This window comes from Baia soyae (assembly GCF_004341445.1).
In the GTDB taxonomy this organism is placed as follows: Bacteria; Bacillota; Bacilli; order Thermoactinomycetales; family Thermoactinomycetaceae; genus Baia; species Baia soyae.
This window is the reverse complement of record NZ_SLXV01000017.1, coordinates 42,441-56,344: the sequence shown is the minus strand read 5'-3', so window position 1 is coordinate 56,344 and position 13,904 is coordinate 42,441. Positions and strand designations below refer to the sequence as shown.

Genomic DNA, 13,904 nt, shown 5'->3' with positions numbered 1-13,904 from the left:
GCTTCTAATTTTGTCTCAAACGAATACTTAGTCATGAAAAAGCACCTCCAACTGTTGGATTGTATTTCGTGTCCAACAATTGGGGTGCAGTTCATGTTCCCTTAAACTTAGTCTCTTATTCTATCTTTTACTATTTTTCTATCTTTTATAGACAAGTGTTGTAACGGGAAGGTACTAAGATGATTACTATAAAGAGTATCCAACATTCTACTTGAAAGGAAGTTGAGATAATTGAGTATTCCAATCGAGGTACAACAGATCCCGACAGCTTGGAGAGGGCACGAATCCTTTGCTATGTGGCTAGTACAAAGACTGCAACCTCAAGTTATTGTAGATTTAGGTGTTGATTCTGGATTTTCTACCTTCTCGCTAGCAACTCCTAAAATTGGGACTGTCTATGGTGTTGATCACTTCGAAGGGGATGGACATGCAGGGTATCGAAACACCTACGATTTCGTAGTAAGCATCAAAGATCTTCTAAAGAATAATTATGGAATAGATAATATTCAACTCATAAAAGGAGATTTCTTAGAAGTCTCGAAGACATGGACACAACCAATCGATATACTCCACCTAGACGGATTTCATTCATATGATAGTACTAAAGCAGACTTCCTTCATTGGCTACCTCATCTACAAGAAAACGGAGTTATGTTGATGCACGATGTAATCTCTTTCCCATCCGTAAAGCAAGTCTACGATGAAGCTAACCTGTATCGTTGCTACTTTAGCCATTCAGCTGGATTAGGAGTCTTATCGAGGAATAAAGAAATCATGGAAGAAATTGCAAACCTATACAATTTAACACTTGAAAATGCTTAATCATAGACAAAAAGAATCATATGATAGAGTCTAGACCTAATCTTTTTGATAAAAACTGTAGACTATGTCTCTAAGAGACGAGTCTACAGTTTTTTTAGATCAGAACAAAAAACGCCAATCTGATCGATTAGCGTCTCTTATGTATAAAAGGATCTTTGCACTCTCTTCTTCTCTTGATCATATTCCCGTTCTTTATGCATCCATTCTAACCGTTGTCTGTATTCCTTTTGAATCTTCATTTTCTTGCTCAATCTCTGCCACTCTTGCCTATACGCCAACAGGACTAACAGAGCGAAAGCACCCCACACTCCCCAAAAATATAACTGTTTCAGTTCAGTCGTCTGTTTGGACATATTGGTTATAAAAACCGTACACAGTGCTAAAACAGCCGATATTTTGACTCCAATCCAACGCATCGTCATACGAAACCTCCTCTGCTTCTCCTCTACACTATATGTCCAAGCTTCTAGATCATGACATAAAAAGAGAGATGGCATGTTAACCATCTCTCTTTATCAAACAGTTGCATCGAAACTCCTAGTAAGAAAGATTTCCTGTCGTATATCTGTAAGGTGCGCTCCTAGGTTTTTTTTCAATAACTAAAACAGAATCATAATATGTCATTGACCCCACAGAAGACGTTAAGGAATCTACATTTGGTGGTTTCTGATGCCATCCATTCATAGAATCAATTATGTTTTTAGAATAATCAACAAAACTTCCTCCGGCTTCACTCCAATAACTTGTATGAAGATCTTCTACAAGATAAACCCCGTTATCTGAAAGAAGAGGAAACATTTCTTCAAACGTTATCTTTTGTTGATTCGCAAAATGACCACCATCATCGATGATAATATCAAATTGAGGAAGTTCTGGAGTGATTCTTTTCCAAAAATCCCTATCTCCTTGATCTCCAATAATGATCTTGATTTGGTCTTCTTCAATACATTTACACTGAGGATTAATATCTAAGCCGTATATAGTGGCTTGTGGGCCAAAATAATCTTTCCACATTTGAAGTGAACCACCATGAAACACACCAATTTCTAGAATATTGACTTTCTGATTAACGAAGCGCTGAAAGTGATTCTCATATGCATCAAAATAATGAATCCACTTATCAATTAATCTTTTATTGTTTGAATCAAAGTATTCCTTTAATCGCCCCATATGATTCGCCTCCACTAGCCATAATATCGATCTGCAATATTCTATGAATATACGAATAAAAGGTTCCTCGAAATTTCTTAGTTATGAGCAAGTGCAACAAAAAAGGTAGACCATTCCTTAAATAGGACATAGTCTACCTTTTTAGCAATCTCTATAAATGGATTGATTCATAAGGCTCTAGGACAACCCCTGTTAGGCCTTTTTCCTGTAAATCTCTCACGAACTTTTCTCCATCCTGCTTGATCGGTGGGAACGTATTATAGTGAATCGGCACATATTGATCTGCCCCAATCCACTCAGCCGCAAGCAAAGCTTCTTGCGGACCCATGGTAAAATTTCCACCGATGGGAAGAAGGGCGAGATCTATTTTTTGCCCGATCCCAATCAGTTTCATATCTGAAAATAAGGAGGTATCTCCAGCATGATAGATCGTTCGGTCGCCGAGTGTAAGGAGAATCCCACCCGGTTGGCCCGTATAGACCATTTGATTTGTCTCTGGGTCTACAAAGCTACTGCCATGGATGGCATTTGTATACATAACTCTCCCAAATGGAAAATCATATGGACCTCCAATCCCCATCCCGTGAGTCCGGGCAACGTCTTTTCCCTCTAGATAGATTGCGAGTTCATAAGGAGCAATTACTAAAGCGTCGTATTTCTGAGCCAATGCGATCGTATCTCCTACATGATCGTTATGACCGTGTGTAAGCAAAATCACATCTGCTTTTTGATCCTCTACCTGGACAGTAGAAGCTGGATTTCCAGTAAGAAATGGATCAATCCAAAAATGGAGTCCTTGATGAACGATTTCAACCGCCGCATGACCGTGAAATGTAATTTTCAATGTTTCCACTCTCCCTTGAAGCCTATCTTAAGAAAAATCCATAATCTCTTGAACAGGTTCTAGCATAATTTTCTGGATATCATTCAGCAAGATACTAAGCCTTTCTTCTGCTTGTAAATATTGCATAATAACCGGAATTCCTTGAATAGCTAGCGTCGTTTTCTCTGCTCTCTCCTTAAACTCGTCCGTTGGCTCAATTCCTTGCATGCGAACTGTCTGCATTTCGATATGTAATTGATGATAGCCTTTCAACATCTCTTTATAGCTTTCATTGGACTCAATTTCACTTTTTAGTTTTTTCATCTCTACAAACACATCAGATTCTCTTAGCGAACGAGCTAGTCCATGTGCAAAATCGTATGGATTATTCATCATTATCATCCTTTCGTTTTCAAGAAACTTCCATCTTAGTTTATCATCTTCGGGCTATGGACAAAAGAGCTATAAATTGGCCATTAACGAAAAAGCGCCTAGTCATGGGGTTGGTCAAGCCCTTTTTCAGCACCCTCTTATACTTGCCCACATAGATTGCAGTAGTGATTTTTCTGGCGGAAGGGGATTGTCATGGGGCAAGCAAAAATCCAAATCCAGGTTCTACATGAACGCCACTTTCCCGCTCATATAAACATGGTACTAAGCCAGACGCTTGCTGAAAAATTAGGAATCCAAGGTTCCCCCTTTAGGATTTCATTCGGATCAGCAACAGAAACGGGATACGCATCGATTCGGCAAAGTAATAACCCCGTCTTACGAATCAGCTCCAAACTTGCTGCACATTTACGAATTGAAAATGAAACCACCATTTCCGCCTATTTTGATAACATAACAAGACGATTAAAGATTGGCCCTCTCCTGGGTATCTTGATTAACTCACATCCCAAGGAGGGGACAGATTCTCCATTTGGAGAGATTACCAAATTTCTCGACGAATGTGTGCAAGCAGGAGACAGCCATGGGTTACGAATTGCAGTCATTTCTCCTGATCTGATTCATCTAGAAAGTCGGAGTATCCAAGGCTATGTGAAAGACCAGAGCAAATGGAAACGCGTTTCACTTCCCTTACCCGATGTGATCTATAATCGAATCACCTCTAGACGCATCGAAAGAACGGAATCTGTACAAAAAATGGTGGAACATCTCAAAAACTCTTGCTCTATCCCATTTTTCAACGATCGGTTCCTAAATAAAATGCAGGTCCATCAGCTATTAATTCAAGATGAAGACGCGGTCGAAATGCTTCCTGAAACCCACTATCTAAGCATTGAAACGTTGAAGAATATGACGAAAAAATATCCGATTCTTTATCTAAAACCGACCAACGGCAGTCTGGGTGATGGAATTATTCGGGTCACGCGAAAAGACGATAAGTGGATTGCTCAATCATCTGTACAAAATGGCACGACGACCAGTCATACAGCGCAAACCTTTACCGAACTAAATCATATCCTGAGAACCAAGGTTAAAAAACGCGCCTATCTCGTCCAACAAGGTCTACAATTGGTCCGCTTTCAGAATCGCGCGCTCGACTTCCGAATTCTCGTACAGAAAAACAAAACCGGCGAATGGGCTGTTACTTCCTCTATAGCCAGAATAGCGGGTGATCAGCAAATCGTCTCCAATGTCGCAAAAGGGGGGACTCTTCGCCGGGTCAAGGATATTTTAGCTGAATTAGGTGATCTACCTAACAAACTAACAAGCGCACACATTCGAAGTGTCGCAAAATCCATTGCCGCATCATTTGAAAATCAAGTAGACGGACACTTTGCCGAACTGGGAATCGACCTTGCATTAGATCAAAATGGACGCCTTTGGTTAATCGAAATAAACTCTAAGCCATCCAAAACTGACGACACCGTTCACAATCCAACATTATCTGCTAGGCCTTCTGTGGTCCGTCTTATGGAATACACTATTCACCTTACTAGCGAACATACACGTAACAGGCACTCACATCCTCCACACCAAGGCTATTTACAATCTATATCAAAAAGGAGGAAACCGAGATGAAGGATGTTCTACTACGCAAACCAACTGCTAACAATCAGGTACTAGGCATACTAATATGTGGAGGAAAAACCGAGAAAAAGCGCCCATTTGGCGAAAGTGGATATTTTCGCCTCCTAGCTGAAGCTGGAAAACCATTAGGAATTAATATCTTCGTATTTAATCCGAAAAAGATGAATTGGCAACGGCGGACAGCCACAGGTTATATTCCAGCTGCCGAAAAAGATTCATGGGAAATGGTAACCAAACCGATCCCGAATCTTATCTATGATCGCTGTTTTTACAACACAAGCAATCACTATCTCACCTATAGACCCTTTCTCGCACTCCTAAACCAAGACCCCTCTATTAAAATTTTAGGTCGTCCGCTCAGTGGCAAAATCCAAACCTATTCCATCCTTCGAGCGAATAAAGAAATCACACCCTATCTTCCGGAAACCGTACCATATCAATCTCCAGCTCAAGTATTTGATTTCCTAGATCGCTATACCCATATTGTGATCAAACCAAATGGCGGAAGTCATGGAGTCGGAGTCATCGCTGTCTTCCAGCTCATAAAAAGAAAAGGATTTTATATAAAAGGTCGCGATCGAAAGAATCAAGCTTTCCAAACCATCGTGGAAACCAAAACACAATTGCGCAATTGGATCCAGCAGTATATCGGCACAACCCGCTTCGTCATTCAACCGTACCTAACCCTTTCTACTCCAGACGGTCAGCCATTCGACTTACGAATCCTCATCCAGAAAAATAAAGAGCAGGAGTGGGAAACCACGGGCATGGCCATCCGAGCCGGAAAGCCAAATAGCATCACTTCCAATCTACATGGCGGCGGAAATGCTCATCGACTCTTACCTTTTATCAAGCAACATTTTACATCCGAACAAGTTGAAAAAATCAACGAGGATATCCAAAAACTAGCATCTGTGGTTCCAAGCTTTATCGAAGAGAATCATGGCACCCTCCTTGAGCTTGGCCTTGATGTTGGAATCGATCGTAATGGGAGAGTTTGGATTCTAGAGATCAATTCCAAGCCTGGACGCATGATCTTTTTGCGCACAGGTGAACACGAAATACGAAAACGTTCTATTCAGTTACCTATGCAGTATGCACAATCTCTTTTAGTGAACTAGTAGGAGGGTTTTTATGAATCCGATCATTTGCCAAGTATCGATTACCTCTCATTTACAATCACCTACCATCGCACTTTCCCGTAGCTTAATGGAGCAATTTCGAATTACGAAGGGTCAGACCATAAAAGTTGGATTTGGGAAAAAAAGCGTTGAAACACGGGTGGTTCTCAATAAATCGCCAGATGGTAAAATCAATGTTTCCCGCTCGCTTGCTCAGAGCCTCGCTCTTTCTTTTAGCGGGAAACTTCTGGTTACCTATCAAGATCGTCGTCTCCGGATCGGGCCCGTAATCGGGATTCTCACCACGGGATTTACAGGTGATCCTAGTAAACCGTTTGGATCACGCTCTAGACTCTTCAGCTACTTTACTTCAGCTGGCTCCGCCTTATATCCATGTATGTATGTATTTACTCCAAACATGATTGATTGGCAGCGAAAAGTAATACAGGGATGGCATTACCAGAATAGTAGCTGGAGCCAGAAGACTTTCCCTTTCCCAGACGTCATTCATGAACGCTCTCCAAATCGTAAAGCAGAAACCTCATATTCCATAGGATCGACTGTAAGTCGACTACGAAATATAGCTCAAATCCCCATTTTTAATCAAGGTTTCTTTAACAAATGGACCATTCACCAACATCTGAGCACTCATCCCAAAGCCAATCCATACATCCCCGAGACCGTCTTAGCCCCTTCTTTATCCACTCTACAAAGAATGATGGACCAACACTCAATGGTTTATCTAAAACCTGCTAGAGGGAGCTTAGGTCTAGGCATATTTAAAGTGACGCGTCACCCACAAAAAGGGTACAATTGCCGTTTTAATCAAGGGAAAAAAAGCTTCGTCCATCGTTTCCCTTCCCTCTCCAAATTAATTACTCATATGTTTGGAAGAGGAGGAAGCCGCTTTCAAGGCTATCTCGCTCAGCAAGGGATCCATTTGATTAAAATAAAAGATAATCCGGTCGATTTCCGGGTTCACTTGCACAAAGACTATACCGGCAAATGGAAAGTCGTGGCCGTAGGGTCTAAAGCAGCCGGTAGCGGTAGTGTTACCACTCACATGCGCACAGGCGGCACCGTAGTCCCTACTGAAGATCTGTTCCGTGTTACCTTTGGCGAAGACTCACAACGAATCAAAAGTCAATTAGAAAAAGCTTCTATCACGATTGCGGAATCACTCGAAAAACAACTTCAAGAGCCCCTTGGAGAATTAGGATTGGATATGGGAATTGATCAGAATCGAAAAATATGGATGTTTGAATCCAATTCCAAACCAGGTAGACACATTTTCCTCCATCCAAGCCTGAAAGATGCTGGTAAAAAATCAGCACGTTGTATTACCGAATATAGTCTGAAGTTAGCAGAATTTATTTAAGGAGAGGATAGATATATGGATCATCTACCTACTGGCTGGCTTTCCCTCGCCAACGGAAAGCCTCATACATTTTTTCCTCACCCTTCCTTTCATCGCTCCCTACAAAACCGAAAAAAGCTACCGATCTCTTTTGATGGAGAATCAGAAGTAGATCTCCCGATCAATCTGACTCCACCTCATAACTTACATCAGGTCGTGCCGACTCGATTACGAAAAAAAGAAAATGGAAAAATATTAGCTGGCCCATTTATTGCAATCCTCAGCTCCGATCATCGATATCCATTCTCCGGGAATCACTATAACTTTCGCGATATTATCAAAATGGGAAAAAAAATGGGTGTCACGGTTTATGTAACCACACCCAAATACCTCTCCCAAACAGGGGATGTCGTAAAGGGGTATCTACTCGATAGCCGATCAAAGCGAATCAAATGGGTTCCAGCTATCCTTCCAAGGCCAAATGTGATCTATAACCGCATTCCGAGTCGAAAAGCAGAAAAACAAGTGAGCGTTCAAGCCGTATTAAAGCAAATTAAGCATTCATCCACTCCTATTTTTAATCCTCACTACTTCGACAAATGGACCTTACACAAACAGCTCTCCTCAGATGAAAACTGTGCCAAATATCTTCCTGCCACGATGCGAATTGATCAAGAGTCCGTCTTAAAAACTCTCCTAGCCTCCCACAATTCCATTATGCTAAAACCCATTGAAGGCAAAGCGGGGATCGGGATGATGAAAGTCACGAAAAAACCAGCGGGATATGAATGTATCATCCAAACCCTACGAGAGAAAAAGCGTTACAATCTCGCTACTATATCCGACGTATGGCGCGTAATTTCCCCACATCTACAACGTCGTGCCTACATCGGCCAACAATATATCCCTCTCGCTCATTATGGAAATTGTCCATTTGATGTTCGGATGCTATGTCAAAAAAACATGAATGGGGAATGGGGACTTACAGGAGTTGGCATTCGGGTAGCAGGCGAAAAATCCATTACGACACATGTTCCGATGGGCGGACGAATTGAAAGTGCCGCTAAAGTATTTACATCCGTATTTGGTGACCAAGAAGCAAAAAAACTTCGCGATAAATTAGAAAGAATCGGTATCACGATTGCCAAAACCATTGAAAAAAAGCAAGGATATCCTCTAGGAGAGATGTCAATGGATATCGGACTTGAAAGCAACGGTCGTCCGTGGTTTTTCGAAGCAAATGCAAAACCGATGAAATTTGATGAACCCAATATTCGTGAAAAATCTCTGCGTAGACTCATTCAATACTGCCTCTATCTAAGTGAAAAGGCTAAAAAGAATCAGGAGACAAGAGCATGAGAACAAAAACGCTTTCATCTGAAGAAGTAGGTCGCGTGAGAGATCCTCTTATCCATTTTCTAAAAAAATATAGCGATGGCCGAATCACAGCCAAAGGAATTAGATGGTTTCGGCAATTACCTATTAACGAAGTCAGAGATGGAAACTGGGTCGCCATTTCATGGAAAGATAACAAAATAGCGGGCGCGATGATTATGGGGGATTATGGACGAAAAGAAGCAATGATTGTCGTACATCCAGATTTCCGAAAGCATGGGATTGGAGAAACATTACTTAACCAAGCATTACAGCAGCTAGGTAAGGTTTATACACGAGTCGCATGTGATAACATTCCTAGCCTAAAACTTTGCTTTTCATGTGGATTAAAAGCATTTCATCTTGTTAAAGGCCCTACAGGAAAGCCCACTCTATGGCTAGGCGGAGGAAACTTTGTAAAAGAGGACGTCGTACAACCGGAATCAATCAGTTAAATAAAAAAGAAAACCATTTATCCTAAATCCCATCGGATCAGTCGGATAAATGGTTTTACTATGCCAATCTTTTTAAAGCATTAGCTTACAATTACTTAATCATTCTCTTCGCAAATAGGTATGTGCTCATCCAGTTGCTTAGTTTGTCGTAACGCACTCCACCTGGACCATAAGTATGAAGAATCTTACCATCTCCAGCGTACATAGCTACGTGTGCAATTTGACCATTTGAAGACTTTGTCTTAAAGAAGATCAAATCACCTTTACGAAGTTCATCTTTGGATACAGAAGTTCCTTGGGTAGCTTGTTGACGAGAACTACGTAGAAGCTTAATCCCGTTTTGACCAAAGATGTATTGTTGGAACGAAGAACAGTCAAAAGTTTTGGTTTGACCTGATTTTGCTCCGAATTGGTAAGGAGTTCCTAAGTACTTATTACCTAAAGAGATAATTTTATCTGCAACTTGAGATCCTTGTGAAGATTCGTTATTTGTTGAACCTGTGTTACCACCAGTTGATGGCTTATCTGTGTTACCTGTTGATGGCTTATCTGTGTTACCTGTTGAACCTGTGTTACCTTTAAGAACACGTTTTGCTCCGATATAGGAGTCTTGTAACCATTTGGTGCTTAGACTATCATAACGAACCCCGCCCGAGCCGTATGTGTGAAGAATTTTGTTGTTACCTGCATAGATTCCAACGTGACCTACTTTACCTTTTCCAGACTTACTGGATGAGAAGAATAGAAGGTCTCCTACTTGCAAGTTTGACTTCGAAACAGCAGTTCCTGCCGTAGCGTATTGACTTGCAGAAGTTCTTGAGAGTTTAATCCCGTATTGTCCAAACACGTACTGTGTAAACGTTGAACAATCAAATACTTTCGTCTGGCCAGATGGTGCTCCATATTTGTAAGGAGTCCCCAGGTATTTTTCCCCGGTAGCAATAATCTTGTCAGCGACAGTCACTGTAGATTGTCCACTCGTTACGGATGTACCTTTTTTGGCATCCGAGCCTGTACTCGCGAGAGCACTCGTGGTGTGGGTTGGGAACAGTGCAGCTAAACCTAAAGCAGAGACAGCAGTAGCAGTAACGGCAACTTTCTTGAAAGTCTTAACGTTAAGCATCAAATCCTCCTCAGGATATAAAATTTTATTCTCCGGTAAGGTTGTCCCCTCCGAAGTGATACCATCGTAACATAAATTAAACCTTGTTTTAGATGTAAAATTTACCACAATAAGTAAAATTACATAATATGTACAGAAACAAACTCCTTTTTCACAGAAATAAACCTCTTTTTTTTAGTTCTTTTTGATACATTTGTGACGAATCTGGGCACAAGTGAATATACCTAGAAACATAAGTGTTTTTATGGATGGAAAGGAGTCTTGTCTAATGAAAAATCGTAAGCGTAAACCAGGTTCTGTCAAGCGTACTCTCTTCCCAAATATTGCCTTCGATGGAAATGACCCCATCATTGAACCCTACCATTCACCCTCACCGGAAGATCAAGGGTTAGTCACCTTAGATTTATCAAATAACAGCACTTCTGAATGGCGTCCACTAAAAGAAAAAAATCCTACTCTAACAGATAGCGAAACTTCCTACGAGGAGAAAACTCCAGACTTAAGCGACTATGACCTATCACAAGAGTTATCTCTTTCGACCAGTCAACCCTATTCAGAAGATTTTTCTACCCAAATTCATGCCCGCAAGTCTAAAATCATTCCATCCCCTCCAGGCAGCACTAGAATATCTATAAAAGATCAAATTCAAATCCATAACTCCAAAGAACCTTACTTATACACAAACGATCTAACCGATGGGATTATCACAACGGAAAAAATCGCCAATCAAGCAGTAAACGGATCCAAGATTAGAAGAGGATCCATCCACCGAGAGCATCTTATCAATGAAGTAATCGATGAATTTAAGATTGCCTCTGAAGCCGTTACATCGTCCAAAATTGCTCCTAACTCGATTCGCCAAGAGCATTTAGCAGAAGAAATGATTACCGGGAACCATATCAAAAAAGAAACCATTACCACCAAACATGTACAACCACGTTCCATTCAATCAAACTTATTAGCAGATCGTTCCATTGACTCGTCCAAAATTCAAGAATATGCCATCCTCGCACAGCATATTGCACCCGGCCATATCGAAGGAGAACATATTTCGGAACAGGCTATTTCAGCAGAACAAATTAAAAATGGCTCCATCTCAACCGTTCATCTAACCAATCAAGCTGTCAATCATGCCAAATTAGCCAATGCCTCTATATCCACTGAAAAAATTCAATCCAATGCCGTTCACAATACCCATATCCAAGATGGAGCCATCACTGGAAATAAAATATCGGATCAATCCATATCCACCAATCACTTAACCCACCATCTTATCCATGAACAACACCTACAAAATCAAGCGATCACAGCAGAAAAACTCGCTGATCTATCGATTCAACCAGAGCACCTCGTTGATCATAGCATTCAAACCCGCCATCTCTCCTATCAAGCTGTTCACACGCCACATATTGCAAATCAAGCCATTACCCATGAGTTGATCGCCCCAGAAGCCATTGATGAAGGCATGATTCAAGACAAATGTATTCAACATTACCATCTCGCACCTAACATCATTCACGAAGAACATCTCACACCTGAGATTATCGGAAAAAATCACATCCAGCCGCAATCCATCATGGAACAACACATCCGCAATCAATCCATTTCCGGAGCTAAATTAATAGACCTTTCGATTACCGCATCCAAATTATCTCCTGAATCAGTCTCCACTTCTAAGCTAATCAATTTATCTGTCACCACAGAGAAAATTGCTGATAAAGCGATTAATGGAGAGAAAATAGTTGATAAATCAATTCACGGAGAACATATCATTCCTTCATCCATTCAATCTACCCATATCCATGAAGCAGCGATTACGGCGAAAGCAATCGCACTAAACTCCATTCAATCAGAACATATCCATCATGCAGCCATTTGTGAAGATCACATTGCTCCTCACACCATTGGCACCAAACACATGCAAGAAGACTCGATTACAGAAGAAATCATCGCTCCGAATTCCATCAGCACAGATCACATACAAAAAGGGTCCATCACAGAAAAACTCATTTCGTCTAATTCCGTAGTCACAGATCATATCCAAGCAAAATCGATCACAGAGAGACTCATTGCTCCTGACTCCATCGGCACAGACCACATACAAGAGGAGTCCATCACAGAAGATCTCATTGCTCCCGATTCGATCCGCACAAATCATATTCAAGTAGAGGCAATCACAGATAAATTGATTGCTCCTGAATCCGTAGGTACAAATCACATACAAAAAGAAGCAATCACAGAGATGCTGATCGCTCCTGACTCTATCGGCACAAATCACATGCAAAAAGAGGCCATTACGGAAGATTTGATTGCTCCTGAATCTATCTGCACCCATCACATTCAAATGGAATCCATCACGGAAGACCTGATCTTTCCAGAATCAATCCGCACAGATCATATTCAAGAAGGATCCATCACAGAAAAACTCGTTGCTCCTGATTCCATCGCTACTTGTCATATTCAAGGGGAGTCCATTACGGATAAGCTGATCGCTCCTTATGCGATCCACACGGAGCACATACAAGAAGAAGCAATCACGGACAAACAGATTGCGTCTGACTCCATCGGCACCAAACATATAAAAGAAAAGGCGATCACAGAAAAACTCGTCTCTCCCAATTCCATCGGCACCCGCCATATTCAAAATGAAGCGATTACCAAGAGCCATATCGCCGATAACTCCATTCAATCTTCGCATCTAGCCAAAAAATCGATCACAGAGGATTCACTTGCTGACATAAGCATCTCATCTAGACACATCCAACCCGACTCTATTCAATCCTCACATATCGCAAACTACTCGATCGTGACCGAAAAAATCGCACCTCATGTCATTCAATCCTTACATCTCAAAGACTTCTCTATTAATGAAAATCACGTTCAACCAGGAGCCATTCAATATAGCCATCTCTCCCCACAATTAAAAGAACAAATCGAGCCTTCCGTCTTCTCAGGAATCTGCCCCTTCGCACTAGATAAAAACCAAAAGAGCATCCAAATCCACGTGCCATTTTCGGCAGCAGATGATTATATCGTGGTAGCGATGACCAATCAGCCATCTTGTTTTGCAACCTTGGATCGAAAAACCCCAGACAAATTCATAATCAGCGTTCAACACGTAGGGCCCAAGTCCTCTACATTGATCTCAGGATATATTTCATGGATCGCTACTGTTCCCACCCACGTATCTACGCAGATTGCTCCAGAGGACTTATTAAGAGAAGTTGTGGAAATATCCTCTATCTCATCAGTACAAGAAGATATCCCGAAAGCAGCGAAAGCCACTTCATCTAAAAAAGAAAAATCTCTTATCTCTGAGGAAGTAGATTTCACAGACGAAATCATTACAGCAAACATCACTTCATCTAATATAGAAGAAACTCTTATCTCTGAGGAAGTAGATTCCTCTGATGAAATCATTACAGCGGAAATCACTTCATCTGATGTACATTCCACAGACGAAATCGTTACAGCAGAAATTCCTTCTAATAAAAAAGACAGCTCCACTAAAAAAGATCGTTCAACCAAATATAAGTGGGATTAGCTCTATCAATCTATAACCGAAGCGGTTTCGTAAGTCTCTAGACCGCTTTGGTCTTTTTCTTGTAAAGAACAGGGCCGT

General features: G+C 41.1%; 12 protein-coding genes. 7 read left to right on the top strand and 5 right to left on the bottom strand.

Going from position 1 to position 13,904, the window contains the following annotated elements:
• Nucleotides 1–231: 231 nt before the first annotated feature.
• On the top strand, nucleotides 232–822 hold the full coding sequence (locus EDD57_RS07330) for a class I SAM-dependent methyltransferase (RefSeq protein ID WP_131848803.1): 591 nt from the start codon (nucleotides 232–234) through the stop codon (nucleotides 820–822).
• A 137-nt stretch (nucleotides 823–959) separates the two neighbouring features.
• On the opposite strand, the gene EDD57_RS07325 is transcribed toward EDD57_RS07330, so the two are convergent.
• The 4 genes from EDD57_RS07325 to EDD57_RS07310 form a co-directional block, all read right to left on the bottom strand.
• The gene (locus tag EDD57_RS07325; protein ID WP_131848802.1) at nucleotides 960–1,244 is read right to left on the bottom strand and encodes a hypothetical protein; all 285 of its coding nucleotides are present in this window, start codon (nucleotides 1,242–1,244) and stop codon (nucleotides 960–962) included.
• 115 nt (nucleotides 1,245–1,359) lie between these two features.
• Nucleotides 1,360–1,992, bottom strand: coding sequence for an O-methyltransferase (locus EDD57_RS07320; protein WP_131848801.1), 633 nt, complete (start codon nucleotides 1,990–1,992; stop codon nucleotides 1,360–1,362).
• A gap of 151 nt (nucleotides 1,993–2,143) precedes the next feature.
• Nucleotides 2,144–2,836, bottom strand: coding sequence for a metal-dependent hydrolase (locus tag EDD57_RS07315; protein ID WP_131848800.1), 693 nt, complete (start codon nucleotides 2,834–2,836; stop codon nucleotides 2,144–2,146).
• Between the two features lie 27 nt (nucleotides 2,837–2,863).
• Nucleotides 2,864–3,208 (bottom strand): YlbF family regulator, encoded by a 345-nt coding sequence (locus tag EDD57_RS07310; protein WP_165873704.1) that lies wholly within the window; start codon nucleotides 3,206–3,208, stop codon nucleotides 2,864–2,866.
• 192 nt (nucleotides 3,209–3,400) lie between these two features.
• Between EDD57_RS07310 and EDD57_RS07305 the strand changes: the two genes are divergently transcribed.
• From EDD57_RS07305 to EDD57_RS07285, 5 genes are read left to right on the top strand one after another with little or no spacing between them, the layout of a single operon-like run.
• The gene (locus EDD57_RS07305) at nucleotides 3,401–4,843 is read left to right on the top strand and encodes a YheC/YheD family endospore coat-associated protein (protein WP_131848798.1); all 1,443 of its coding nucleotides are present in this window, start codon (nucleotides 3,401–3,403) and stop codon (nucleotides 4,841–4,843) included.
• Nucleotides 4,840–5,973, top strand: coding sequence for a YheC/YheD family endospore coat-associated protein (locus EDD57_RS07300; protein WP_131848797.1), 1,134 nt, complete (start codon nucleotides 4,840–4,842; stop codon nucleotides 5,971–5,973). The genes EDD57_RS07305 and EDD57_RS07300 overlap by 4 nt, the downstream gene beginning before the upstream one ends.
• Nucleotides 5,974–5,986: 13 nt before the next feature.
• The gene (locus EDD57_RS07295) at nucleotides 5,987–7,351 is read left to right on the top strand and encodes a YheC/YheD family endospore coat-associated protein (protein ID WP_131848796.1); all 1,365 of its coding nucleotides are present in this window, start codon (nucleotides 5,987–5,989) and stop codon (nucleotides 7,349–7,351) included.
• Between the two features lie 15 nt (nucleotides 7,352–7,366).
• Nucleotides 7,367–8,689, top strand: coding sequence for a YheC/YheD family endospore coat-associated protein (locus EDD57_RS07290; protein ID WP_131848795.1), 1,323 nt, complete (start codon nucleotides 7,367–7,369; stop codon nucleotides 8,687–8,689).
• Nucleotides 8,686–9,159 carry a GNAT family N-acetyltransferase gene (locus EDD57_RS07285; RefSeq protein WP_131848794.1) on the top strand — a complete coding sequence of 158 codons (474 nt, stop codon included), beginning with the start codon at nucleotides 8,686–8,688 and terminating at the stop codon, nucleotides 9,157–9,159. Before EDD57_RS07290 ends, EDD57_RS07285 begins: the two co-directional genes overlap by 4 nt.
• Before the next feature lie 91 nt (nucleotides 9,160–9,250).
• Here EDD57_RS07285 and EDD57_RS14780 read toward each other — a convergent pair whose 3' ends face one another.
• Entirely contained in the window at nucleotides 9,251–10,282 is a 1,032-nt protein-coding gene (locus EDD57_RS14780) for a C40 family peptidase (RefSeq protein WP_243649477.1), read from the bottom strand.
• Nucleotides 10,283–10,550: 268 nt separating this feature from the next.
• Between EDD57_RS14780 and EDD57_RS07275 the strand changes: the two genes are divergently transcribed.
• Nucleotides 10,551–13,826: a WIAG-tail domain gene (locus EDD57_RS07275; RefSeq protein WP_165873703.1), complete on the top strand. Its 3,276-nt coding sequence runs from the start codon at nucleotides 10,551–10,553 to the stop codon at nucleotides 13,824–13,826.
• Nucleotides 13,827–13,904: the final 78 nt, after the last annotated feature.

Bases quoted from the DNA above. Each gene is read 5' to 3' on its own strand.
- EDD57_RS14780 (WP_243649477.1), bottom strand. From the start codon at position 10,282: ATGCTTAACGTTAAGACTTTCAAGAAAGTTGCCGTTACTGCTACTGCT.
- EDD57_RS07305 (WP_131848798.1), top strand. From the start codon at position 3,401: ATGGGGCAAGCAAAAATCCAAATCCAGGTTCTACATGAACGCCACTTT.
- EDD57_RS07310 (WP_165873704.1), bottom strand. From the start codon at position 3,208: ATGAATAATCCATACGATTTTGCACATGGACTAGCTCGTTCGCTAAGA.
- EDD57_RS07295 (WP_131848796.1), top strand. From the start codon at position 5,987: ATGAATCCGATCATTTGCCAAGTATCGATTACCTCTCATTTACAATCA.
- EDD57_RS07325 (WP_131848802.1), bottom strand. From the start codon at position 1,244: ATGACGATGCGTTGGATTGGAGTCAAAATATCGGCTGTTTTAGCACTG.
- EDD57_RS07275 (WP_165873703.1), top strand. From the start codon at position 10,551: ATGAAAAATCGTAAGCGTAAACCAGGTTCTGTCAAGCGTACTCTCTTC.
- EDD57_RS07285 (WP_131848794.1), top strand. From the start codon at position 8,686: ATGAGAACAAAAACGCTTTCATCTGAAGAAGTAGGTCGCGTGAGAGAT.
- EDD57_RS07320 (WP_131848801.1), bottom strand. From the start codon at position 1,992: ATGGGGCGATTAAAGGAATACTTTGATTCAAACAATAAAAGATTAATT.
- EDD57_RS07290 (WP_131848795.1), top strand. From the start codon at position 7,367: ATGGATCATCTACCTACTGGCTGGCTTTCCCTCGCCAACGGAAAGCCT.
- EDD57_RS07300 (WP_131848797.1), top strand. From the start codon at position 4,840: ATGAAGGATGTTCTACTACGCAAACCAACTGCTAACAATCAGGTACTA.